Genomic DNA, 25,144 nt, shown 5'->3' with positions numbered 1-25,144 from the left:
TAATTCGTACTTTCAATAGATAAAAATCTATACTGGATAAGGTGAATATCTCGGGCTATATGTTGTGATTTTTGTTTTAAAACAGAAGGATCTCGCTTGATATAACTTATCAATAAAAAAAGTTAAATGAAGAAAAGTTAAATGAAGGCATAAGATGTCCCAATGATTGTGGTGGTTCAATCATCAACAAACATTAAGCACATAAATCACCTAACTAGACAACAGCCTTAGCAGCGTTGAATAGGAGGGACAGTACAAACTTTAAAATTAAAATTGTAAAATAGGAGGTATCTCACTCTTGCGATATTAAAAATGGGTTGTTTCTAATTTTGTAAGAAAGTCAATTGGTACGGATTGCTCCCTAAGTGGAGCGAGTGATAATATAAGCGGTACGGTATAGAGAGGTTGTTGAAATAGGAAACTTTGAGTTATGGTTGTTGGTGAAGTTAGGGAATTAAAAATTGATTGTGTTAAAAGTTAAATAAATAATAGTTTTGTTGTGCGTGTATTGTCTGTATTACTTAGTAATACTAATATACGTAAAAAAAATGAATATTACAAATTATGTAACGGAAAAAAGTTAATTTAGCAAATTATTAACTGTGTGTTAGTTTTGTGTTAATGGATATGTTTTTTGTAACTTTATGAAAGTTAGTATTTTAACTTTTTTAAAGTGAAAAAATAAATGATTTAAAAAAAAGTTTAATAAAATGATAAAATTTATTCTTAATAATGAATTAATAGAAACTGACTTACCATCAGGGATGGTATTGGCAGATTATATACGATATAAAGAATGTCTAACAGGAACCAAGCTCGGATGTCGTGAAGGTGATTGTGGCGCTTGTACCGTTTTAGTTGGAACAAGAGTTGGATCAGAGGTAATTTACGAATCGGTTACTTCTTGCTTGATGCCATTAGGTAATGCGCAAAGCAAGCATATTGTTACCGTAGAAGGTGTTAATATTATAAGATTAAATAAAATACAAGCAGCAATAGCGGATGAAGGAGGAACTCAATGTGGTTTCTGTACCCCTGGTTTTATCATGTCTTTATGCGGTTTTGCCTTGTCCAAAGAGCCTAAAAATCAAGAAAAAGGAATTTTGGCGATAGCTGGTAATATCTGCCGATGCACGGGCTACAAATCAATTGAGCGAGCGCTTAAACAGATTGTGCAAGAATTGCAAGAACTAGATACCAACAATAGGATAAATTGGTTGGTTGAAAATGGTTTTTTGCCCAATTATTTTGTCAATATTGAGACGAAACTCAAGGAATGTGTGCTTCAAGAAACTGATTTGGGGCATGATGCACAAAAAATTTTCGTAGGGGGAGGGACAGATTTGTATGTACAGCGCCCCACCGAAATGTTGCCCGCAGAGATAGTTCATACAACGCAACGACAAGATTTAAAGGGGATTTGGAAGGCAAATGGGCGATGTCATATTGGTGCCTCTACCTCTACCGAAGCACTCAAGCAGTCGCCACTTATACAAAGTTTAAGCCCTAATAGTGATCATTTTTTTAATTTAATATCTTCATTGCAAATTCGGAATATGGCAACCGTAGCAGGAAACCTTGTTAATGCTTCGCCAATTGGTGATTTGGCGGTGTTCTTGTTAGCGTTGAATAGTAATATCATATTAAATGACAATGGGGCATTGAGAGAAATTCCACTAAAGAACTTTTTTAAGGGCTATAAAACACTGGATAAAAAAGAAACAGAGTTTGTTCAAGAAATCAATTTTGATCTGCCAACAGAGAAGCATTATTTTAATTTTGAAAAAGTTTGTAAGCGTACTTATTTGGATATTGCTTCTGTTAATACTGCGATAAACATAGAGTGCAATTTGCACGGTGAAATTACAAAAGCAAGCCTAGCAGCAGGAGGTGTTGCACCTGTTCCTAAGTACTTAACCAAGACAAGTGCTTACTTAACAGGACAAACAGTTTCGGAAGCTCTTTTTAAAAATTCTTTGGACATAGCACAAGAAGAGATCAGCCCAATTTCCGATGTTAGAGGTTCTGAAGAATACAAGCGTTTGTTGTTGCGTCAATTGATGAAAGCACATTATCAAGTCTTATTTCCTGAATTAGTAGTGTAATGATATTTTGTTGCTTTTTTAGTTGTATCAATATTTGAGTTCTATGGGGATATACATCTTGATGGGACTTTTTTTATCCTTGTTTTTGAGGAAGAATAGCCTTAGGTTATTAAAAATACGTATACTTAATATATGTAATTTTACGGATGGTAAGCACTAAATTTTTCATCTACTTTTGAAAGTATTCAATCACTTTTAAAACTTAAATATAAATGAAAAGTTTAAAATTATGCTTAGGCTCAATGTTGCTGTGCGCTGCAATTAGTCTTTATGGGCAAACCCCAACGTATTATGGTTCTGGAGCAGGAACGGCAGGTTCTTATAATTCATTTTTTGGTCAACGTGCTGGTACTGCTACTACAGCTAGTTATAATTCAGCTGTTGGAGCTTTTAGTTTGTATACCAATACCACGGGGCAGAGAAATGTTGCCATGGGCTACAGTTCTTTGAGAAAGAATACAACAGGAAGTTACAATATTGGGGTTGGTATGAGTTCCTTATACAATAACACCATAGGAAATTATAATGTAGCGGTAGGTTATTATACCTTAAACAAAAATAGCAATGGAATTCATAATGTAGGGATTGGATATTATACCTTGTATAGTAATACTGAAGGGATTGACAACGTAGCAACGGGAAGCAACGCTTTGTTTTATAATACAACAGGAAATTCGAATGTGGCTACAGGAAGTCATTCGTTACAAGAAAATACAACGGGCAGCGAAAATGTAGCAACGGGATATCGTGCTATGTTTTATAATACGACAGGTTATAAAAATACAGCTATCGGTACTAGGGCTCTAGAAGATAATACTTTAGGTTATAATAATGTTGGTGTTGGAGCTGATGCTTTGAAAAATAACGCAGGAGGATATCGAAATGTGGCCATAGGTAATACTGCTTTAGGCTATAACACAACGGGGATAGGCAATACTGCTATAGGATATAACGCTGGTCCAGGATCAGCAGGTAGTGGTTATTTCTATTCTTCTGGTTTAGGAGCTTATGCTATCCCTACTGCTTCGTATCAAGTAAGGGTAGGACATACTGGAATTACTAGCATAGGCGGTGCCCAAAATTGGACGAATTTATCAGATGGGCGTTTCAAAGAAGATGTAAAGGAAAATGTTGTTGGTCTGGACTTTATCAAAGCTTTGCGCCCTGTTAGTTATTATGTTAACAAAGAGGCTGTCAATCAATTTTTAGACGTAGAGTTAGAAGAGGCTGCTATTAACAATACAAAGCAATATCAAACAGGATTTATTGCTCAAGAAGTAGAAGCAACAGCCAAAGAGTTGGGCTTTGAATATTTTGGAGGAGTCGATGCTCCTAAAAATGGAAATGATTATTATGGATTGCGATATGCAGAATTTGTCGTGCCATTGGTAAAATCTGTACAAGAATTAAGTGCTCAAAATGATGAATTAAAAGCATTGATACAGGAGCAACAAGCTCAAATTGATGCTTTGTTGAAAGCCAATGCACCAATAACTTTAGATTCTAAAACGCTACCTACTTTGTCTAAAGCAAAATTATACCAAAATACGCCCAATCCATTTTCAAAAGAAACGCAAATTAAACTATTTGTCCCTGAAGAAGTACAGCAGGCAATAATTCAAGTTTGTACGATAGATGGAAAACAATTGTTTTTGAAAGAGGTGTCTGACCGCAATGAAATGTTGGTGACCATTGAAACTAATAATCTATCAGCAGGAATTTATCTGTACACATTGATTGTTGATAATGAGATTGTTACTACGAAAAAAATGGTTGTAACAGAATAAAAAAATTAGATAGTTACTTTTTTATCATCCCATCAAGATCGCTTTTCTTGATGGGATTTTTCTGTAGGTGGCATAAATGTTAAAATTAATTGAATGTTCGTATAATAAATTGTTGATTTTTATTTGTTTAGGTGAAATTGAAATATTGGTTTTTATCACAAATGAAAAATTTCATGTTGACCCAATAGGCAGATAGTCATAGCTTTGAATCATTCAATCACACTTAAAACTTAAATAAAAATGAAAAAATTAGGATGGTTAATTGGGCTTTGTTGCTCAGTTGGATTGGTTAATGGTCAAACAAATACTAGTTATGGAACAGGTGCAGGAACGGGAGGTACAGGTAGTACTTTTTTAGGATACTATTCAGGTAAAAGCACTACTATTGGAACCAATAATGTCGGTGTTGGCTTTTACTCCTTATATAGTAATACTTCTGGTTATAGCAACATAGGAATAGGCAGTTTGTCTTTGCATGACAATACTATAGGAGATGAAAATGTAGGATTAGGTACATTTTCATTACGTTCTAATACAACAGGTAGCCGAAATACAGCTATCGGAAATTCTGCTCTTAACAAGAATACAACAGGAGCATATAATACAGCATTAGGAGGCTCTGCTTTAGAAAAAAATGAAACAGGAAATTATAATACAAGTACTGGTTATCAAGCAATGTATGACAATCTTAATGGTGCTTATAATACTTCTCATGGTGCCTTTTCCTTATCTAGTAATACAATAGGAGATAAAAATACAGCTATGGGAAATAACGCTGCACGAGCTAACACAACAGGCAAAAACTTGACAGCAATAGGTTATGATGCTTTGAGATACAATACAACTGGTACAGGAAATACAGCTATAGGCTATAAAGCAGGACCTACATCGGCAGGGAGTGCTTATTTGTATTCTTCAGGTTTGGGGGCTTATGCTGTACCGACCGCTTCTTATCAAGTTAGAGTAGGGCATTTTGGTATTACTAGCATAGGTGGCGCTCAAAATTGGACGAATTTATCAGATGGGCGCTTCAAAGAAGATGTAAAGGAAAATGTTGTTGGTCTAGACTTTATCAAAGCTTTGCGCCCTGTAAGTTATTATGTCAATAATGAGGCTGTTAATCAATTTTTGGGTGTTGAATTAGAGGAGGCTGCTATTAACAATACAAAGCAATACCAAACAGGATTTATTGCCCAAGAAGTAGAAGCAACAGCCAAAGAGTTGGGCTTTGAATATTTTGGAGGAGTCGATGCTCCTAAAAATGAAAACGATCACTATGGGTTGCGGTACGCAGAATTTGTCGTGCCATTGGTCAAATCTGTGCAAGAATTAAGTGCTCAAAATGATGAATTAAAAGCATTGATACAGAAGCAACAAGCTCAAATTGATGCTTTGTTGAAAGCCAATACACCAGTAACGTTAGATTCTGAAATGTTATCGACTGTATCAAAAGCAAAATTGTATCAAAATACGCCCAATCCATTTTCAAAAGCAACGCAAATTAAGGTATTTCTTCCTAAAGAAACAGAACAGGCATTGTTGCAAGTAGGCACGATTGATGGCAAACAGTTGTTGATAAAGGAGATTCAAGATAGAGGTGAGGCAACCATGACATTAGATGGCAGTTCTTTAGAGGCTGGAATCTATCTCTATACGCTGATTGTTGATAATAAGATAGTAGCTAGTAAAAAAATGGTTCTGACTAAGTAATATTATATTTTTATAAGAACGTACACTTTTAAAATTGACTTTTAGAAAATTTCTACTCATTTACAAAGTGTACGTTTACAGAGCTTTTTATTCAATTGCATTCAACTTGACACTGCTTTCTAAGCTTTGTGCTAAATATCTTCGGATTTAACTAGAAAACTTGTTGAGATTAAGCATGTACCCTTTATTGATTTTATAACCTCATAAAAGATTTTTTTAATGAAAATAATAATAACAATAGCTATCGTTGGATGTCTGTTGTGTACAGGAAAAATAACGAGTGCTCAAAATGTAAGCATTCCCAACGCTAATTTTAAAGCATATTTGGTGGGAGAACCAACTATTAATACAAATGGAGATAATGAAATTCAAGTTTCGGAGGCGGTAGCGCATACAGGAAGTATCGATTGTTCTGGTCTAGGGATTACTGATATGACAGGAATTGAGAGTTTTACCAACTTAACAGAATTAAAGTGTTCTTATAACCAATTGAGCAATTTGGATGTGAGTAGTAATGTCAATTTGACTCATTTGTATTGTTATAACAACCGATTAAGCAGTTTGGACGTGAGCAGTAACACAAATTTGGCTTATTTATATTGTTCTGATAACCAGTTAAGCAGTTTGAATGTAAGTAATAATGCGAATTTAACGGGATTAAGTTATTACAATAACCAACTAAGTAGTTTGGATGTAAGCAGTAATGTTAACTTAACGATATTAAATGGTTCTAATAATCAATTAAGCAACTTAGATGTGAGTACTAATGTCAACTTAACTGAATTAGATTGTTCTTATAACCAACTAGGAAGCTTGGACGTGAGTAATAATGTCAATTTAGTTTATTTAAATGGTTCTAATAACCAATTGAGCAATTTGGATGTGAGCAGTAACACAAATTTGGCTTATTTATATTGTTCTACTAATCAATTAAACGGTTTGGATGTAAGTAATAATGCGAGTTTGGATCGTTTATATTGTTTTAATAATCAACTAGGTAGCTTGGATGTGAGTAACAATGCCATCTTAAAGGAATTGAATTGTGCTTATACGCAGTTAAGTAGCTTGGATGTGAGTAGCAATACCATCTTAGGGGAATTAAATTGTGCTGATAATCAACTGAACAGCTTGGATGTGAGTAGCAACACCATCTTGAGGGAATTAAATTGTGCTGATAATCAACTGAGCAGTTTAGATGTAAGTAGTAATAACGACTTGATTCGTTTGTATTGTTTTAACAATCAGTTAAGTAGCTTGGATGTGAGTAGTAATGCAGACTTGGCTTATTTATATTGTGGTAATAACCAGTTAAGTAGCTTGGATGTGAGTAGTAATGTTAATCTAAGGGCGTTAGGATGCTTTAATACACAACTAAGTAATTTGGACGTAAGTAATAATGTAGACTTAGCTTATTTGTATTGTCATAATAACCAGTTAAGCAATTTGGATGTAAGTAGCAATAACTTAAGAGAGTTAGATTGTTATGATAACCAGTTGAACAGCTTGAATGTAAGTAATAATACCATTTTAACTGTATTAAATTGTTATAATAACCAATTGAGTAATTTGGATGTGAGTAGTAACGCCAACTTAAGGGTACTCAATTGTTCGAATAACCAATTGAGTAGTTTGGATATGAAAAATGGCAATAATTTAAATATAAGTACGTCGGACCTTTCGATTATTAACAATCCAAATTTGTATTGCATTCAAGTGGACGATGCTACTTATTCGGCAAACAATTGGTTAAATGTTGACGCTATCGCCACCTTCAGTACAGATTGTAGTCTATACAGTAGTACAACAGCAATTAGTAATGAGATTGATGTTAAGTTTTATCCCAATCCTACTTCAAAAGATATTAGACTAGAGTTTGGGGAGCTATATGAGAATGTTCAAATTCAAATAACAGATATGACAGGACAAGTTGTAAGGGAAAAGATAACTAAAAATGCTGCAACTACTGTCGTAGAATTGCCCAAGCCATCAGGAATCTATTTTATTACTACCAAAACAGTCAACAAAACAAGTGTGCTTAAGGTAATTAAAGAATAGCAAGAACCAACCATACCAAGCAGCTAATTTCTAATTAATGAAATGGTGCGTTTGTAGTATAAATAACCAATCCTATTGAGACCATGACTCAGTAGGATTTTTTTTGCGAAATAGAATCAACTTGCTTGAGTTGGTGAATAATCAAAGAGATAGAACACGACCTATAAGGTTCAACAGCTGTAAAATAAAATCATTTTTTATTTTATAGCAAAAAAAATGTAAGTATATTGAATGTCGAATGAATTTGAACGAACAACAAAAAAGTTGTTATTGGCCAAGAAAAAGATACGATGAAAAATATAGATTCATATACACATACACGAGGCGAATCCATTTATGTAGATGATTTGCCAATTTTAGGCGGAACTTTGTTTGCTGCTATTTTTGACGCTCCAATAGCACATGGAAAAATCACAAAACTGGATGTAACGAAGGCAAAGCAATTAGCAGGGGTAAAATACATTATTACCCATCGAGATATTCCTGGAGAGAATCAAATTGGAGGCATTTTTCCTGACGAACCTGCCTTGGCTGATGGAGAAGTACATTTTAGAGGGCAACCAATTGCTTTGATTTTGGCAACGACCAAAGAAGCGGCACACAAAGCATTAAAGGCAATTGTCTTTGAAGTAGAGGAATTACCAATTATTGTTGATCCTAGAGAGGCGGCTGCCAAAGGGGAAATTATTGGTTCGGTTCGAACATTTCGATTGGGAGATGTTGAGCAAGCGTGGAAAGACTGTGTGCATATCTATGAAGGGCGTGCCGACTGCAATGGTCAAGAACATTTGTATATAGAAGGTCAAGGAGCGTATGCTTTTCCTGTTGAAAATGATTGCATTCGTATCGTATCATCTACTCAAGGGCCAACTCAAGTACAGCGAGGAATTGCACGAGTCTTAGGAGTACCCATGCACAAGATCGAAGTCGATGTACGTCGTTTGGGAGGAGGTTTTGGTGGCAAAGAAGATCAAGCCACGCCTTTTGCTGTCTTGGCTGCTTTGGGAGCATATTTGAGCAAAAAACCTGTTAAATTGGTCTTAGATAGGGAAGAAGATATGCGCATGACAGGAAAAAGACATCCATATTCCGCAGATTTTAAGATTGGGTTGGATCGCAATTTCAAAATTATGGCCTATGAGGCAGATTATTATCAAAATGCAGGTGCTGCGGCAGACTTGTCTCCAGCAGTATTAGAACGAACATTGTTTCATGCTACCAATGCTTATTTTGTGCCGAATACACGCTTATCGGCAACAAGTTGCCGCACCAACTTACCGCCTAATACTGCTTTTCGAGGCTTTGGTGGACCTCAAGGAAAATTTATCATCGAGTCAGCCATTACAATGGCAGCAGAAGCCTTAAATATTGATCGTGCCATTATTCAAAAAGCGAACTTACTGAAAGATGGCGATGAATTTTCTTATGGGCAAATTGTTGAAAACTGTGAAGCTGAAAAGACTTGGAATCAAGCGGAACAAGATTATAAAATAGAGCAAATTAGGGAGCGTGTGGCAGCATTCAATGCTACGAATCAATACTTGAAAAAAGGAGTAGCGTTAATGCCTATTTGTTTCGGAATTTCCTTTACCAATACTCCTATGAATCATGCTCGTGCACTTGTTCATATCTATCAAGATGGTAGTGTTGGAGTTAGTACAGGAGCCGTAGAAATGGGGCAGGGGGTCAATACTAAAATGGTACAAGTAGCTGCTCAAACATTTGGAATAAATCCTGATCGAATAAAATTAGAAACTACCAATACGACGCGGGTTGCCAATACGTCACCAACCGCAGCAAGTGCAGGGGCAGATTTGAATGGGCGAGCTTTACAAATTGCTTGCAAGGCTATACGATTAAGGTTAAAAGCCTTTGTACAAAAAGAATTTAATTTAGAATCTATTGATGCGGTCAATTTACAGGATGAGTGGGTGTATGTAGATGGTGAAAAAACGGACTGGACTTGGGAAAATTTGATCTTAAATGCTTTTGGAGCAAGAATCCAATTGTCAGAGAAAGGGCATTATGCTACGCCTAGGGTGAAATTTGATAAAACGACAGAAAAGGGACATCCCTTTGCATATCATGTTTATGGAACAGCGATTACAGAAGTCACCGTAGATTGCATTCGAGGTACCTACGAATTTGATGCGGTTCATATTGTACACGATTTTGGACAGAGTATGAACAAAATAATCGACAAAGGTCAAGTGGAAGGTGGTTTGGTACAAGGTATGGGGTGGTTGATAATGGAAGACTTGCGTTATAATAAAGAAGGACGTTTGTTGTCGGCTGCTTTGTCTACTTATAAAGTACCAGATGTTTTTTCTGTCCCCAAAGAAATTAATATCAAATTCTTAGATACCAATCATTCTAATTTAGCAATTATGAAGTCGAAAGCAGTAGGTGAACCGCCATTAATGTATGGTATAGGGGCACATTTTGCGATTACAGATGCTATAAAAGCCTTCAATCCTAAGGCTATAGGATTGTTTGAAGCTCCCATGACACACGAACGGGTTTTGATGGCTTTGTATCGTAAATAATCGCTGAATAGTGCTGCTCAGTTTTGGGTTGAATGAAGTAACCAAGTAGTTCGCAAACAAAGCGATTCAGTAGTAGCGATTTTTATAGAAATCGTGAGTGCTGTGCTTTTAGTTAGCTGCGCTGCTACTGCGTGGTTTCAACGAACTATTGTTAAGTAGATAGCAAAACTAACAAAGTCATGCAAATTGTTCGGAAATGATAAACAATAAGAATAACAATATATGGGCATAGTAGAAACAATGATAGGGATTGTTGTGAGCATCTGTTTGTTTGGAACAGTTATCATTAAAAAAATGGTGGCACAATATGAAGCAGATCCTAAACGTCAGAATGAAAAGGATAAGGATTTTGCTGCTAATATGAGCTTTTTTCGAAAGTGGCTTTTTTTTATAGCCTTCTTTTTTGGAGCAGCTTATTTGATTTATAATCAAGTAGCAGGAACTCCTTGGCAAGCGCACTTGCATGAGTGGTTAGATTTGATTTTCCGTTGGTTGCACATCATCTTTGGTATCTCGTGGGTAGGTGCTTCTTTTTATTTTGTGTTCTTAGAAAATTCATTGAATAGAGAACATGGTATTCGAGATGAATTGGCTGGAAACCTATGGGCAATTCACGGAGGAGGCTTTTATTTTTTAGAAAAATACAAAGTAGCTCCCAAAAAAATTCCACCCCACTTACATTGGTTTAAATACGAGGCTTATTTTACTTGGTTAACAGGAACTTGTTTGTTGACAATTGTCTATTATTTTAATGCCGAGTCCTTTCTATTGAACCCAGAAATTACCGAACTAACACCTGTATTGGGAGTTATGATTGGCATTTCGTCTATTCTATTTTCTTGGATATTTTACGAACTCTTGTCCCAAACTTCTTTGTTAGCGCCCAATAAACGACCTGTTTTTTTCTTAATAATGGTCATTTATCTCTTGCTTGTTGCCTATGTTTTATCTATTGTTTTTAATCCAAGAGCAGCATATATTCATATGGGGGCGATTATGGGAACGATGATGGCAGGCAATGTCTTTTTTGTGATTATTCCAGCTCAAAAAGAAATGGTGTTTGCAGCCAAAGAAGGGCGGGAACCCAATGGAGAAGTTGGCAAGCGGGCAGGTTGGCGTTCTTATCATAATAATTATTTTACATTACCTGTCTTGTTCATTATGATTAGCAACCATTTCCCAAGTACCTTTGGAAATGAGCATAGTGTTTTAGTCTTATTACTAATATCCTTGGCAGGAGCAGGAATCAAGCATTTTCACAATCAGTGGGAGCGAGGCGAATTAAATCGTTGGATTGTTCCTGTTAGTTTGCTATTGCTAGTAATAACGATTTACTGGACGGCTCCAAAGTCTAGAGAGGACTTGGCAAATGCAGCTAAAGTGCCCTTCTCGGAGGTGGAAATGATTATAGGGCAGCGTTGCCGTCCCTGTCATTCCAAAAATCCAACAGATGATGTGTTTATTGTGGCACAAGGAGGAATGATGTTTGACACGCCTGAACAAATTATTGCAGCCAAGGATAAAATTATGAATCGGGCTGTTATCACCAAAACAATGCCGCAAGGGAATAAAACAAGAATGACAATGGACGAACGAACCAAAATAGAGACTTGGATTATGCAGGGGGCTGGATTAGAATAGTTTATGAAAGAGCAAGGACGCTTTTGGGAGCACATTCAGAATTTGATTAAAACTGGTGCTCCATCCAATATAGATTTAGCCCTCCAATTGGCAGCAGGGCAAGGAATTGCGGCTGATGTCGTGATGAAAGATTGGGATGTTTTGTTAGACTTTTTAGACATCGTAAAAGGAAAAAAACATCAATTACCAGATCTTTTTAAGATTCAAGAGATTTCTTATTATAATGGGAATTTGTGGCGCATACCCAACAATATTGGCTATTTGTCTGGTTTAGAAAGATTGGAGTTAAGTTCTTGCGGTGTTGACGAGTTGCCTTGTGAAATAGGTTTTTTAAAGAATTTGAAACAATTGTATTTGATTGGGAATAACCTGTTCTCATTGCCCAATGAAATTGGAGAATTGCAAGAATTGGAAACAATAGACGTGACGAGGAATCAAATTAACGAGCTGCCTGATTCGTTGGCGAACTTGGAACAGCTAACTACTTTAAATTTGTATTTCAACCCAATTAGTTGCTTGCCTACAGAAATGCACCGTCTCAAAAAATTAGAACGTTTAAATTTGGGAAAGACCACCCTTTGGTCTTTTGTAGCTACGATTGAATGCTTGGTTGATACACCATTAACGTACTTGTCATTAGAGGACAATCATCTGCAAACGCTGCCAGAAGAATTGAAGTATTTGGATTGCTTGCAACAGTTGAATCTGAGTCGAAATAAATTTTCAGATCAAGAGAAAGAGCGAATTCAGTCCTTATTACCTAACTGCACAATTTATTTTTAAGAATATGGAAGAAAGTTTTGTTATTTATAGTGAACGTGTTGTTTTGCCAGAAGCGATTGGAGCCTTCTCCATCACCATTACAAAAGGAAAAATAACAGCCATCAAAAAAGGTCGTCAAAACCTTGAAAACTTGCCTTTTTATGATTATACCAAATTGGTAATCATGCCGGGCATTATTGATCCTCATGTTCATATCAACGAACCAGGAAGAACCGAATGGGAAGGTTTTGATACAGGAACAACAGCAGCAGCAGCGGGAGGAGTAACGACACTAGTAGATATGCCTTTGAATGCTTCCCCCGTAACAATTAATACCCAAGAACTGCATAATAAATTGGCTGCTACGGAAGGAAAATTACATATTAATAGTGGATTTTGGGGCGGTATAGTTCCCAGTAATACGGCTGATTTGGTGCCCTTAGCCAAAGCTGGTGTATTGGGGTTCAAGGCATTTTTGACGTACAGTGGAATTGATGAATTCCCCAATGTTGATGAACAAACATTGTGTGCTGCCTATGAAGTTTTGAAAGGAACTAATCTGCCGATTCTTGCACATTGTGAATTGACAACAGGAAGTTATGATCAGGATTTGCAACAGGATCCTATGAGCTATGCTGCTTATTTAAAATCTAGACCCAAACATTGGGAAAATAATGCGGTTGCTTTGATGTTAAAATTAGCAGAAAAATACCAACATCCGACGCACATCGTGCATTTGGCTTCGGCGGATTCGCTAGATACTATTCGAGCTGCCAAAAAGCGAGGAGTACCGATTACCGTAGAAACTTGTCCGCATTATCTTTACTTTTGTGCAGAGGATATACCCAATGCAGATACCCGTTTTAAATGTGCGCCACCCATTCGAGAACGTGCCAATAATGAATTGCTTTGGGATGCTTTGTTAGATGGAACATTGGATTTTATTGGTTCAGATCATTCTCCTGCACCTCCTGCAATCAAGGCATTGGATACAGGCAACCTTCAAAAAGCTTGGGGGGGGATATCTGGCATTCAATTGACATTATCTGCCTTGTGGACAAAAGGACAAGCTTATGGTTTGAGTTTGGAACGTCTTAGTATGCTGTTATGTCAAGCACCCGCTCAATTTATAGGTTTTGAAGATAAAAAAGGTAAAATAGCGGTAGGGTATGATGCTGATTTTGTAATTTGGAGCCCAGAAGCTTCTTTTTTGGTCAGTCTAGATACGCTTCAAACAAAACATAAAGTTTCCCCTTATGAGGGACAAAAATTGACAGGAGTGGTAGAGGCTACCATTGTAAATGGGAATTTTGTTTGGACTAAAGAGGGCTTAACAAGTAAAAACAAAGGAGCTTTATTATTAAAATAAGCAAGCCATAGAGTATTAGAATAACTTTGTGCTTAGTTTGCTGAACGACTATTGATTTTATACCAATCAAAAACAAAAAAAGGTTATGAAACTATTGTACATGGGGGTATTGCTTGTGTTTGGAATAGCGGCTTGCACTTCTCCCAAAGAAGAACATGCAACCATGAACTTGGATGAATTGTACAAAAACAATCAAGTAGAAGGATGTTTTTTGTTAAAATCTTTGAATAGTGATCAGTTGTATGTGTATAACTCGAACCGCTGTGAACGAGGCTTTATTCCCGCTTCTACTTTTAAAATTCCTAACTCTATTATCGCATTGGAGACAGGGGTAGCAATGGATGAAAATTTATACATTGAATGGGATTCTGTTGTTCGAAAAATATCTGCATGGAATCAAGGGCATACTTTAAAATCAGCTTATCAGGTTTCTTGTGTGCCCTATTATCAAGAAATAGCACGTCGGATAGGACCTATGAAAATGCAAGAATGGGTTGGTAAATTGCAGTTTGGACGAATGGATATTCAGAAGGAAAATTTGGATGAATTTTGGTTGAAAGGCAAATCTGAAATTACACCATATCAGCAGTTGGATTTTATGGAGCGATTGGTCGAAAATAAGTTGCCAATAAAACCATCTACCGCACATAAGATGCGAGATATTATGCTGATTGCTTCGGATTCTTCTGGAATGGAAATGAGAGGGAAAACCGGTTGGGGAATTGTAGATGAACAAAATATTGGTTGGTTTGTAGGTTATGTAGAACGACCAGATGGAGAGCGTTTTGTATTTGTTAATAATGTACAAGCTGGCATTAACGAGATTGATGACAAAACCTTTATGATGTGCCGAAAAAGTATTGTTGGAGCGGTGTTAAAAGACTTGGGGGTTATTTGAAATACTATTTTTATTAAAACTCCGATAAGAATTTGCTGAATACAATGCCATGAAACATCGCTTATATTCTTTACCTAGTTTTTTTGAGGGGGAAGCAAGTTTATTAAATAGCTTATTTAAAGTTGGCTTGCCTTGCTTGCATCTTCGCAAACCACAACAGACACTAGACGCTTATACTTGTTTGTTAGAGCAAATAGATGCTTCATATTATTCAAGAATTATTGTACACCAATATCCTGAATTAGTATCAAAATTTGGTTTGTTGGGCTTGCATTTGACAGAAGCTGCTCGACAGCATTTGAACAACGAAGAATTACAGGCATTGATCTCAGAACAACACCAAAATGGATGCTTGGTAGGAACTTCTGTGCATCAAAAAAAAGCATTGTTTAGTCTACCCTCAAATTTAGATTATAGCACGGTTAGCCCTATTTTTCCTAGTATTTCCAAAAAGAATTACCAACCTACAGAGCATTGGCAAATAACCGAATTGGAATTTTCTTTTGCCTTAGTAGGGCTAGGAGGGATGGGAATGGAAACCTTAGAGGTTGCTTATGAATGGGGCTTTCGAGAAGTTGCTTTTTTAGGGGCGGTATGGAATGACTTGTCTAGTGTCCTTCAAAATTATCAGTTATTATGCAAAAAAATAAACGACCTTACGCTTTAAGTATTGCGGGGTTTGATCCTAGTGGGGGGGCTGGTTTGGTCTCAGATGCTAAAACGATGGAAGCTCATAAAGTTCAAGGTTTGACAGTCGCCACTGCAATAACCGTTCAACATGAGTCTGTTTTTCAGAGGGTAGAATGGGTAAAAATAGATTTAATCAAACAGCAAATAAATTTACTTTTCCAACAATATCAGATTGATTGCTGTAAAATTGGATTGATAGAAAATTGGGAGGTGTTATTAGAAATAACAACCTTGCTATTAGACTTAAATCCACAAATAAAAATTATTGTTGATCCTATTTTTAGAGCTAGTGCGGGGTTTGATTTTCACCAACAAGTCAGTGTGCAATACTTAGAAAAGTGGCTGCCCAACATTTATTTATTAACTCCTAATGCGCAGGAATTAGCAAAAATTGATGCGCAGGCAACAAACTTAATGACAGTAGCAAAACGCTTGTCGGAGTACTGCAATATATTGTATAAAGGCGGTCATAATCCCATGCAAAAAGGAACCGATTTTTTATTGACAAAGGGCGAGTTGTACGAGTACCGACCTAAAACAATTACTACTTATGAAAAACATGGTTCAGGCTGTGTTCTTTCTGCGGCGATTGTTGCTAATTTAGCTTTGGGAAAGACTTTGCCAGTAGCTTGCAAACAGGCAAAAGATTATATTACTCGTTTTTTGAATTCAAATGAAACGTTGTTGGGGTACCACCATTTTTGATGATTATGAAAGAAGCATATGAAGTACGAGCTTTAAATAAAAAGGAATTGGAATGGAAGAAAGACGCGCTGGATTTAGCTGCTGCTTTTTTTGAAAAATACGTTCCTCAAATGGATTTTATAACCGATAAGGCAGCCGCTTTGGATGTTGTGTTGAAAGGTGTTATGCAAGAATCTTGGTGGCAGCGTCCTCGTAAATTTGCTATTGTGACGGGATTAGGATATGGCTTGGGGCAAACATTGGTTGATGAATTGAATTTTGAATGGATTGTTTATCAAGATACATATGGGAAAGATGTTGCTGTACAACATGCTGCTTCTGGCATTATTGCGTTTCCAATTTCTGCAATTCGAAAACGATTAAAAAGCAAAGAATATACTTTTGTAGTAGATTATTTTAAAACACTAAAAGAAGAGATAAACATGGCAAAAAAGGACTTGCCTCAATTACATTATGTTTCACAAGAGCAAAAAGATTTGACACATTTGGAGGCGATAGAAAAGGCTTGTAAGGCGGGCTGCAAATGGGTACAGTTGAGGATGAAAAACGTGTCTTATGAAACGTATTTGGAGACAGCTTTAGCGGCTAAAGATCTTTGTCGAAAGTATGATGCTTTGTTAACTATTAATGATAATCCACAGGTAGCAGCCGCGTCAGGGGCAGATGGTTTGCATTTGGGAAAGGAAGATATGTCTCCAACAGAAGCCCGAAAAATAGTAGGAAATATACTGATAGGAGGAACGGCAAATACGTGGGAAGATGTGGTGCGATTGTCTAAAGAGCCTATTGATTATATTGGTCTGGGACCACTACGATACACGACTACAAAAGAGAAGTTGAGTCCAATTCTAGGTGTTCAGGGGTATCAAGATGTTTTAAGTAAAATGAAAGCGGCTTTGATTGATTTGCCTGTTTATGCGATTGGTGGGATTCGACAAGAGGATATTGTTGGAGTGTTAAAAACGGGGGTGTATGGCATTGCGGTGTCTGGTCTGATTACGAATGCTGAGGATCCTCGTTCGGTTTGTGAGACGGTGTTGGAGTTGTTTTAGGCGAGCATAGAGGCTGGTAAGTAATCGTTCAGAAAAAACTATATAAAAAACAACCTTCTTTTTGCGCTACTCTTCATCGAAACATCTTGCTTTAGCCCGCTACCACGCAGTAGCACCGCAGGTAAAGCTGCACTGTTCCTCTTCGATTAGCACTAAAAATAAGCCTATTTTTTAGCTATATTTTTTTCTGCCCACTTACTTAAAAATAGGAAAACAATGATTTTAGATGCTACAGAAAAAGGTAGGAACAAAACGCCTTTGTTTCAACGGATGCAGTATATTGGAATAGTAATTTTGATAGGAACAAACTGTATACTGTTGTTGCGCTATCAATTGGATGCTTCAGGGGCGTTTATAACAACTTGTCCTAATGAACCATGTACTCCGCCAATAACAGCATTTATGAATAATTTTTGGAAGTATTTATTGGGAACTAATCTAGTAGGAGGCGTGGTTTTTGTTTTTTTGCATAAAAAAGCGAGTTAGGCGAAAGTCAATTAAATGTTAATTTGACTTATGTTGATAGATACAAGCTTTATAACAAGTAAAAGACTAACAATCAAAGCCTTTAATAGAAAGTATCTATTGTGGGTTTTAGGAGGCATATGTTATAATTTACTGCTTGCTATTTTAATTTTTTCTAATAATATGAAGGTAAATAGTATTTAAAATGCTAATATTAATTTGGGGGCACTTATTGCACTTTTTGATTATTTCGCTATTTTCTATTTTTATATCTTCTTCTTTTACTCCACGTTTTAATAAATATGCTTTTATTTTGGATATTGCTTGGAGCATCTTCCGTTTTTTTCCCTTTGTCCCACTGGAGTAGATAAATATTTCATATTCCTTTGTATTATTAGTATAACATTGAATGAGAGTTTTTATTAAAGGTTTTTCTCTCTTTTTGAGCCTAGTAGAACCTTTCAAAAAATAGACCCCTGCATAATTAGGAAATTTATAAGTTTTGTAATATTCATTGCCAAAAATTACAGCTTCTTTATTATATTCTCTATTCATACAATATTCAAACTCTTTTTCATAATATATTTTCCAAATGGGACTATATAAACTATCTAGGTGTTTTTTAATTTCATTAATGTAGTCAATAACTCCTATAGGAGGAGGAACATATCCCCCGCACATAAAGAATCTTTGGTCTTCAATTTTTAAACCATATTTCGCCCCAACTTTATTTTCACAAAAAGCAATATGTTCATAAAGATCATCCCATAGTACTTTATAAAGCGTTCCTTTTTTGATATGTTCCTTAGCTAACTTTAAATTTATTGTATCACCACTAGATTTCATCGTAGCTTTGTTTTGACTAAAAACAGGATAGTGAAGTATAAATGTTAGGCCTATGTAGATGTAGATCTTTAGTTTCATTTTTACTTTTCTTTTTAGATGAAAATAAACTTTAAAGGTAACCTGTGGAAAAAAAACAATTTTACAAAAGCTTAATTTTGAGTGCTTTTTGTAAATTAATAATTAAACACATTTCTTATAAGCTTAAACTAAATATTAGTACAGTTATTGTCGAAATGCTGTTCTTTTGTAAGGACAAAATGAAGTACATAGTGCAATTCAAAATATTGAAGGAGTTAAGAATTGCATGGTGTATGAACTAACCACCTACAAATAGAACAACAATGCTTCAATTAGCAACCAATAAAGCAAAAGACTGGATGTTTGGTAAGATACATGGCAATAACTTAATCTACAATACTTGTTGGGAAGATCCAGAGTGTGATAGAAGGCTGTTGGAACTTAATCAAGAGAGTGAAGTTGTAATGATTACTAGTGCAGGATGCAACGCTTTAGATTATTCCTTAGATGACCCTACTGCCATTCATTGTGTCGATGTGAATTATCGCCAAAATGCCTTGTTAGAACTTAAAAAAGCATTTTATCAAGCAGGTACTTACAAAACACTGTTTCGTTTTTTTGGAGAAGGTAGCCACGAAACGCCAGAGTATTGTTATCAAAACTATTTGAGAGATTATCTGCCTACTTATGCGCAACGTTTTTGGGATAAAAAGATTGAACCTTATTTTGGAGCTTATCGCTTTCGCCCAAGTTTCTATTTTTATGGTACCGCAGGTACCTTTGCTTGGTTGTTTGGTTGTTATATGCGTCTGCGTCGCTCTTTGTATGATAATGTCCAACAGTTGCTACATGCCCCTACTTTAGAGATACAAGCCTATTGGTACAATATAGTAGAGCAGAAAATCATTGGGAATTTTATTCAGTGGGCAATGAAACAGCCTGTTACTTTGAGTTTGTTAGGGATTCCACGTACCCAATCTAAACTGGTAGAAACAGAATATATGGGGGGCGTCATTCAATTTATACAAGACTCTTTGCGCTATATTTTTACACAGTTACCAATACGAGACAACTATTTTTGGCAACTTTATATTAATGGGCGTTACACCGAAGATTGTTGCCCGAACTACCTCAAGAAAGCAAATTTTGAACGCTTGCAAGAAACACATACCAAGATTCAAACCCACACGACGACCATCTCTAATTTTTTAAAACAAAACCCCAAAGCATATAGCCATTACGTGTTGTTGGACCACCAAGACTGGTTGGCTGCCAATGATACCAAAGCATTAAAAGAAGAATGGCGGTTGATTCTTAAAAATAGTCGTCCAGGAACCAAAATTTTGTTGCGTTCTGGGGCAAGTGAAATCAACTTCTTCCCTGATTTTGTACAAGAAAAAGTAAATTTTGAGCATACTCAAACAGCTACAGAACATTTAAAAGATCGCGTAGGTACTTATGGCAGTGTTTATTGTGGGATTGTTCGATAAAAAAAAATACCTCCTTTTGTCCTAATAAAAAATAATTTTCACACCAGTAAGTGGGGCGAAAAGTATAACATAAAGCAATGTTCCTTTTTGACAGCTACTTATTGATTAAGCTACATTAAACTATGATTCCAGCATTTCAAGATACTAGTTCGCAAAAACATGCGATGAAGAAGTATTACAAATTTCAATCTAAAATCTATGATAGCACTCGATGGATGTTCCTATTTGGGCGAACGAATTTGGTGCATCAGTTGCCTATAGCTAGAGATGCTGCCATTCGAATACTAGAGGTGGGGTGTGGAACAGGTTATAATTTAGAAAAATTTGCAGCGTATTATGTTAATGCTCAATTGGTAGGAATGGATGTTTCGGAAGACATGATAGAGTTGTCAAAGAAAAAACTAGCTCCCTACTCCAATCGAATTGATTTGTTGTCTAGGGCTTATGGAGACACTGCTTTCTCTACCCAGAATAGCTTTGACGTGGTGGTATTTTCCTATGCGTTGACAATGATTAACCCACAATGGAAGGAATTAATCGATCAAGCTTACAAAGATATAAAACCAGGTGGAATCATAGCAGTGGTTGATTTTCATCAAACGAGTAACCCTATTTTTAAGTTACACATGAAAAACAATCATGTTCGGATGGACGCTCACTTGTTACCTGTTTTAGAAAATAAATTTTCTACTTTATCATCCGATGTACAACGAGCTTATTTAGGAATGTGGGAATATTTTTCATTTGTAGGTATTAAATCGTATCAATAAAAATGGCAAAAAGAAGAAAATTAGACCTTCTAGTTTTATCGGATATACATTTGGGAACCTATGGTTGTCACGCAAAGGAGTTGCTGACTTATTTGAAGTCTGTAAAACCTAAAATATTGGTTCTAAATGGAGATATTATAGATATTTGGCAATTTAAAAAAAGCTACTTTCCAAAATCTCATTTGGCAGTCGTTAGTCAGATTATCAAAATGGCTTCTAAAGGGACTAAGGTGTATTACCTCACAGGTAATCACGATGAGATGTTGCGAAAATTTGCTCCTTTGCAAATGGGAAATTTTTATATGGACAATAAATTACTGTTAGAACTAGATGGCAAAGTCGCTTGGTTCTTTCACGGAGATGTATTTGATACTTCTGTTACTTGCGCCAAGTGGTTGGCAAAATTAGGAGGGGTGGGCTACGATGCTTTGGTAGCCATTAATTTATGGGTCAATCATATCTTAAAATCAATGGGTAAGCCAAGAATGTCGTTGTCCAAAAAGGTTAAAGATAGTGTCAAGCGGGCTGTAAAATATGTTCAAGACTTTGAAACAGTTGCATCAGAGTTGGCAATCGAAAAAAACTATGATTACGTAGTATTAGGACATATTCATCAGCCACAAATGCGTACCATTACAACGTCGAAAGGTAGCACTATGTACCTTAATTCAGGTGACTGGATTGAAAACTTAACAGCACTAGAATATACAGAAGGAAACTGGTCTATTTATCAATATGATGAAGCTGATTTTGATACGACAATTCCAATGGAGGAATTACAAGAGATTAATTATGAAATGGTCTATGCTTCTGTAACGGAGGGAAAAGTTCAACAAATATTTAAAGAGCTTATTTTACAATAAGAAGTTTATCAGGTTAGTATTTACGGGTTAGAGAACCTCTGGGGTATGTTGCCTTAGGGGTTTTTTGTATTAATAATAGTTAAGAAATTGGGATAGAGGTTTTGTTTGTATTGGTTTGTTTATTATGTGGTTATGTTTGCGTGGGTAGCCTTTTTTGAAACTTTTGTGTTCTTTTGTATTTTTTATTTTTATATTTTTTTAGTTAGTTTGTAAAATTAGTTGCACCATTTTATATCTAACCTAAGTTTATGAACGACGATAATCAAATTTCCCATCCCAATAAACGGGCTTCTCTAGCAGTAACTCTTATTTATCTAGGAATAATTATAGTTTCTTTTTTTTATGTATACAACCGTATTTTTGATGGAAAAATAAACCTAAATGGCGACAATATTAGTTACTATTTGTTAGGTCAAGCCTTAGCAACGGGGCAAGGATACGTGAATACAACAAGTAGAGCAAAGCAACCGCACAGGCATTTTCCTGTAGGTTATCCATTGGTTGTTGCTGCTGCTTCAAAAGCTTATTCAAGCGAAATCATATTTATTAAAAGAGTCAATGGCTTTTTATTGATAAGTGCTGTGGTTATCTTGTTTTTGTTGCTAAAATCAATTACTCAAAATAACCATATTTCATTTGTTGTTGCTTTATTTTGTATTCTTAATTCCAATTTGTTGAATTACTCATATATAATGATGAGCGAAATATCATTTTTATTTTTCTCTATCTTAGCGTTATGGATGGCTACTAAGGTTAACTTCGATAAGCCTATTGTCAAAAATGGGCTGTTTTTTATGTTAATCTTGTGCGTTGTATTTGTTTTTCATATTAAAATGACGGGACTGGCTTTGTTTTTAGCAATAGCTACCTATTTGTTAATCAATAAGGAAAAAAAGTATTTGTTGGCATTTGGATTAGGATTTATAGTGTGTTCGCTGCCTTGGTATTTGAGATCAAGAAGCTTGGGTGGAAATTCACATATGAAAAGCTTATTGCTGAAAAATCCTTATGAACCAGAATTAGGGGCGATAGGAATAGCAGATTTTATAGAGCGAGTGGTGTCTAATATAGGGCGTTACATTGCGAGAGAAATTCCTTCGAGTACGTTTAATTATGTCAATATAACTAGTTATAGCGAAGCACTATCTTGGGGCGAATTTTTAGTAGGAGCGAGTATAGTATCAGTCATGTTGTTAGGGCTTTATAAAATGAAAATATATAGGTCATTAATCGGCAGCTATTTATTTTTCTTTTTAGGAATACTAGTTCTATGGCCCGAAGTATGGTATGGAATACGATTTATTCTACCAATTGTTCCATTATTATTGTTTGCTTTTGTATATGGAATAGAGCAGCTTGTTACTAGTTTGGCGCAAAAGGTTCGTTTCCAAAAACAAGTGCCTTACATTCCCATTGCGCTGCTTCTGGGGGCATTATTTTTGGTGCCCAGTTATTTAGAGCCATTAAAGGCGTTGGAAAGGGCAAGCAAACAGCCTTATCCTATTAGCTATGCAAACTACTTTAAATTAGCCAATTGGGTTAATGAAAATACCCCACGAGGTTCGTTAACTTGCTGTCGAAAGCCCATCTTATTCAGTTTGTACTCCAATAAATACTCCGTACCGTATAAGAATACATTGAACCAGCAGGAATTTATAGAAGATTTAGAAAAAAAAGGTGTTGATTATGTTGTTTTGGATCAATTGGGCTATTCGTCTACAGCAAAATATTTATACCCTACCATCAAAAATAATCCTGAACGATTTGAAGTGATTGCTTATATGGAAGAAGACCCCATTACTTATCTACTAAAATTTAAGAAAAAATAGGACATTTTGAGGTGAGTTTATGTGGGATTGTCACTAGTAGTGATAGGATTTTGTTACCAAGAGAAGAGATACCTAATAAAAAATGCAGTAAATAAGTAGCTTATTTACTGCATTGCATAATCAAATATTATAAGGAATAGTTGATTAGAATAAAGGAGCCTTATTGATGCACCAAATCCATACCTTGACAAATTTTGTCAACAGCATTAGCTAGTTCTTCAGTAGTATGAGCCGAAGAAATAAAGCCTACCTCGTAGCCAGAAGGACCTAAGTAAATGCCATTGTCAAGCAAATAAGCATGCAAGATTTTAAATTTCTCCATACTATCAGGATTGATTTGGTCGGCACGGCGAATATCGTCTTTGGAGAATGCAATCCAGAAGATTGAACCAATGGTATTGATATGAACTTCATAACCTTTATTATCACAATAAGATTGAATTTTGGCTACAAAATCTTGTGTTGTTTGCTCTAAATTCGCATAAAAACCTTCTTCTAGTAATTGAGAAGCAGCTGTAAAACCAGCTGCCATAGCTACAGGATTACCAGACAATGTTCCTGCTTGGTAAACACCACCATCGGGAGCGACATTACCCATGATTTCGGCATTTGCTCCATAAGCACCAACAGGCATACCGCCACCAATAATTTTTCCATAAGTAATAATATCTGGCTGAATATCGTAGTAACCAGCAGCCCCCTCAAATCCTACACGGAAACCAGAAATTACCTCGTCAAAAATCAACAACACATTGTATTGTGTACACAGCTTGCGCAAACCTTCTAAATAAGAACGATGTTGCAGCAATAGACCATTGTTGGCAGGAACTGGTTCAATAATTACACAAGCAATTTGATTGCCATGTTCTTTAAATGTTGCTTCTACTGCGTCCAAATCATTTAGTGGGGCAACTAAAGTTTCTTTCGCAAACGCTTCAGGAATACCTGCGGAGCTACTTACTCCAAAAGTAACCAAGCCCGACCCTGCGTTAACCAATAGAGAATCGACATGACCGTGGTAACAACCATCAAATTTAAGAATTTTATCTTTGCCTGTAACGCCTCTGGCCAAACGGATGGCAGACATGACAGCTTCTGTTCCAGAACTTACGAAACGTATTTTTTCAATAAATCGGTTGTTGTTAAGAATCAACTTTCCCAGTTTGTTTTCCCAACGAGTTGGAGTGCCAAAAGATGTCCCATTTGCTACTGTAGCAACGATAACCTCTCGGATAGCATCATTATTGTGTCCTAAAATAAGTGGTCCCCAAGAACAACAAAAGTCTGTAAACTGATTGTCGTCCTCATCCCAAATTTGTGAGCCATTCCCTTTTTTGATAAACAAAGGAGCCCCTTTTACAGATTTAAAAGCACGTACAGGAGAGCTCACTCCTCCTGGAAAATAATTTTTTGCTTCTGCATACAATTCTTCTGAAATCTTTCTTTGCATTTTTAACTTTATTTTTTAGTAAGCACAAAATATTACTTCAAGCCATTTAAGTTTCGTTCTTGTGCTAATCACATTACCCCGTTGATTTTTCAA

19 protein-coding genes are annotated in these 25,144 nt (G+C 36.0%); 17 read left to right on the top strand and 2 right to left on the bottom strand.

Features of this window, described 5'->3' with window-relative positions; translation table 11 throughout:
- The first annotated feature begins 710 nt into the window (after nt 1-710).
- The 13 genes from QP953_RS18795 (at nt 711) to QP953_RS18735 (ending at nt 17,806) form a co-directional block, all read left to right on the top strand.
- Nucleotides 711-2,105 (top strand): FAD binding domain-containing protein, encoded by a 1,395-nt coding sequence (locus QP953_RS18795; RefSeq protein WP_309552370.1) that lies wholly within the window; start codon nt 711-713, stop codon nt 2,103-2,105.
- 212 nt (nt 2,106-2,317) lie between these two features.
- A complete protein-coding gene (locus QP953_RS18790; RefSeq protein ID WP_309552368.1) occupies nt 2,318-3,892 on the top strand; it encodes a tail fiber domain-containing protein in 1,575 nt (524 codons plus the stop codon).
- A 240-nt stretch (nt 3,893-4,132) separates the two neighbouring features.
- Complete coding sequence (locus QP953_RS18785; RefSeq protein ID WP_309552366.1) at nt 4,133-5,602, top strand: tail fiber domain-containing protein; 1,470 nt, start codon at nt 4,133-4,135, stop codon at nt 5,600-5,602.
- A 219-nt stretch (nt 5,603-5,821) separates the two neighbouring features.
- Entirely contained in the window at nt 5,822-7,657 is a 1,836-nt protein-coding gene (locus QP953_RS18780; protein ID WP_309552364.1) for a T9SS type A sorting domain-containing protein, read from the top strand.
- Between the two features lie 290 nt (nt 7,658-7,947).
- Entirely contained in the window at nt 7,948-10,203 is a 2,256-nt protein-coding gene (locus QP953_RS18775) for a molybdopterin cofactor-binding domain-containing protein (protein ID WP_309552363.1), read from the top strand.
- Nucleotides 10,204-10,425: 222 nt separating this feature from the next.
- Nucleotides 10,426-11,844, top strand: coding sequence for a urate hydroxylase PuuD (locus tag QP953_RS18770; RefSeq protein ID WP_309552361.1), 1,419 nt, complete (start codon nt 10,426-10,428; stop codon nt 11,842-11,844).
- Nucleotides 11,845-11,847: 3 nt separating this feature from the next.
- The gene (locus QP953_RS18765; RefSeq protein ID WP_052599399.1) at nt 11,848-12,627 is read left to right on the top strand and encodes a leucine-rich repeat domain-containing protein; all 780 of its coding nucleotides are present in this window, start codon (nt 11,848-11,850) and stop codon (nt 12,625-12,627) included.
- 4 nt (nt 12,628-12,631) lie between these two features.
- Nucleotides 12,632-13,975 (top strand): allantoinase AllB, encoded by a 1,344-nt coding sequence (gene allB, locus QP953_RS18760; protein WP_309552360.1) that lies wholly within the window; start codon nt 12,632-12,634, stop codon nt 13,973-13,975.
- 85 nt (nt 13,976-14,060) lie between these two features.
- Nucleotides 14,061-14,873 (top strand): class D beta-lactamase, encoded by an 813-nt coding sequence (gene blaOXA / locus QP953_RS18755; RefSeq protein ID WP_052599401.1) that lies wholly within the window; start codon nt 14,061-14,063, stop codon nt 14,871-14,873.
- Nucleotides 14,874-14,922: 49 nt separating this feature from the next.
- Nucleotides 14,923-15,540, top strand: coding sequence for a thiamine phosphate synthase (locus QP953_RS18750; RefSeq protein WP_309552358.1), 618 nt, complete (start codon nt 14,923-14,925; stop codon nt 15,538-15,540).
- Nucleotides 15,510-16,268 carry a hydroxymethylpyrimidine/phosphomethylpyrimidine kinase gene (locus QP953_RS18745; RefSeq protein ID WP_309552356.1) on the top strand — a complete coding sequence of 253 codons (759 nt, stop codon included), beginning with the start codon at nt 15,510-15,512 and terminating at the stop codon, nt 16,266-16,268. Before QP953_RS18750 ends, QP953_RS18745 begins: the two co-directional genes overlap by 31 nt.
- 5 nt (nt 16,269-16,273) lie before the next feature.
- Nucleotides 16,274-17,320, top strand: coding sequence for a thiamine phosphate synthase (locus QP953_RS18740; protein ID WP_309552354.1), 1,047 nt, complete (start codon nt 16,274-16,276; stop codon nt 17,318-17,320).
- A 216-nt stretch (nt 17,321-17,536) separates the two neighbouring features.
- Entirely contained in the window at nt 17,537-17,806 is a 270-nt protein-coding gene (locus QP953_RS18735) for a hypothetical protein (RefSeq protein ID WP_309552352.1), read from the top strand.
- Nucleotides 17,807-17,950: 144 nt separating this feature from the next.
- On the opposite strand, the gene QP953_RS18730 is transcribed toward QP953_RS18735, so the two are convergent.
- Nucleotides 17,951-18,631, bottom strand: coding sequence for a hypothetical protein (locus tag QP953_RS18730; protein ID WP_309552350.1), 681 nt, complete (start codon nt 18,629-18,631; stop codon nt 17,951-17,953).
- A 341-nt stretch (nt 18,632-18,972) separates the two neighbouring features.
- Between QP953_RS18730 and QP953_RS18725 the strand changes: the two genes are divergently transcribed.
- From QP953_RS18725 to QP953_RS18710, 4 genes are all read left to right on the top strand, one after another.
- Complete coding sequence (locus QP953_RS18725) at nt 18,973-20,139, top strand: BtaA family protein (RefSeq protein ID WP_309552348.1); 1,167 nt, start codon at nt 18,973-18,975, stop codon at nt 20,137-20,139.
- A gap of 122 nt (nt 20,140-20,261) precedes the next feature.
- Nucleotides 20,262-20,909 carry a class I SAM-dependent methyltransferase gene (locus tag QP953_RS18720; protein WP_052599408.1) on the top strand — a complete coding sequence of 216 codons (648 nt, stop codon included), beginning with the start codon at nt 20,262-20,264 and terminating at the stop codon, nt 20,907-20,909.
- A gap of 2 nt (nt 20,910-20,911) precedes the next feature.
- Nucleotides 20,912-21,772 carry a UDP-2,3-diacylglucosamine diphosphatase gene (locus tag QP953_RS18715; protein ID WP_052599409.1) on the top strand — a complete coding sequence of 287 codons (861 nt, stop codon included), beginning with the start codon at nt 20,912-20,914 and terminating at the stop codon, nt 21,770-21,772.
- A gap of 248 nt (nt 21,773-22,020) precedes the next feature.
- A complete protein-coding gene (locus tag QP953_RS18710; protein WP_309552346.1) occupies nt 22,021-23,601 on the top strand; it encodes a hypothetical protein in 1,581 nt (526 codons plus the stop codon).
- Between the two features lie 160 nt (nt 23,602-23,761).
- On the opposite strand, the gene hemL is transcribed toward QP953_RS18710, so the two are convergent.
- Nucleotides 23,762-25,051 (bottom strand): glutamate-1-semialdehyde 2,1-aminomutase, encoded by a 1,290-nt coding sequence (hemL, locus tag QP953_RS18705; RefSeq protein ID WP_309552344.1) that lies wholly within the window; start codon nt 25,049-25,051, stop codon nt 23,762-23,764.
- Nucleotides 25,052-25,144 lie beyond the last annotated feature (93 nt).

It is taken from the genome of Aureispira sp. CCB-E (assembly GCF_031326345.1).
Classification (GTDB): Bacteria; Bacteroidota; Bacteroidia; order Chitinophagales; family Saprospiraceae; genus Aureispira.
This window is presented reverse-complemented; position numbering and strand designations above follow the sequence as displayed.

Coding starts and splice junctions, on each gene's coding strand:
- QP953_RS18795 (WP_309552370.1), top strand. CDS start 711: ATGATAAAATTTATTCTTAATAATGAATTAATAGAAACTGACTTACCA.
- QP953_RS18790 (WP_309552368.1), top strand. CDS start 2,318: ATGAAAAGTTTAAAATTATGCTTAGGCTCAATGTTGCTGTGCGCTGCA.
- QP953_RS18785 (WP_309552366.1), top strand. CDS start 4,133: ATGAAAAAATTAGGATGGTTAATTGGGCTTTGTTGCTCAGTTGGATTG.
- QP953_RS18780 (WP_309552364.1), top strand. CDS start 5,822: ATGAAAATAATAATAACAATAGCTATCGTTGGATGTCTGTTGTGTACA.
- QP953_RS18775 (WP_309552363.1), top strand. CDS start 7,948: ATGAAAAATATAGATTCATATACACATACACGAGGCGAATCCATTTAT.
- QP953_RS18770 (WP_309552361.1), top strand. CDS start 10,426: ATGGGCATAGTAGAAACAATGATAGGGATTGTTGTGAGCATCTGTTTG.
- QP953_RS18765 (WP_052599399.1), top strand. CDS start 11,848: ATGAAAGAGCAAGGACGCTTTTGGGAGCACATTCAGAATTTGATTAAA.
- allB (WP_309552360.1), top strand. CDS start 12,632: ATGGAAGAAAGTTTTGTTATTTATAGTGAACGTGTTGTTTTGCCAGAA.
- blaOXA (WP_052599401.1), top strand. CDS start 14,061: ATGAAACTATTGTACATGGGGGTATTGCTTGTGTTTGGAATAGCGGCT.
- QP953_RS18750 (WP_309552358.1), top strand. CDS start 14,923: ATGAAACATCGCTTATATTCTTTACCTAGTTTTTTTGAGGGGGAAGCA.
- QP953_RS18745 (WP_309552356.1), top strand. CDS start 15,510: ATGCAAAAAAATAAACGACCTTACGCTTTAAGTATTGCGGGGTTTGAT.
- QP953_RS18740 (WP_309552354.1), top strand. CDS start 16,274: ATGAAAGAAGCATATGAAGTACGAGCTTTAAATAAAAAGGAATTGGAA.
- QP953_RS18735 (WP_309552352.1), top strand. CDS start 17,537: ATGATTTTAGATGCTACAGAAAAAGGTAGGAACAAAACGCCTTTGTTT.
- QP953_RS18730 (WP_309552350.1), bottom strand. CDS start 18,631: ATGAAATCTAGTGGTGATACAATAAATTTAAAGTTAGCTAAGGAACAT.
- QP953_RS18725 (WP_309552348.1), top strand. CDS start 18,973: ATGCTTCAATTAGCAACCAATAAAGCAAAAGACTGGATGTTTGGTAAG.
- QP953_RS18720 (WP_052599408.1), top strand. CDS start 20,262: ATGATTCCAGCATTTCAAGATACTAGTTCGCAAAAACATGCGATGAAG.
- QP953_RS18715 (WP_052599409.1), top strand. CDS start 20,912: ATGGCAAAAAGAAGAAAATTAGACCTTCTAGTTTTATCGGATATACAT.
- QP953_RS18710 (WP_309552346.1), top strand. CDS start 22,021: ATGAACGACGATAATCAAATTTCCCATCCCAATAAACGGGCTTCTCTA.
- hemL (WP_309552344.1), bottom strand. CDS start 25,051: ATGCAAAGAAAGATTTCAGAAGAATTGTATGCAGAAGCAAAAAATTAT.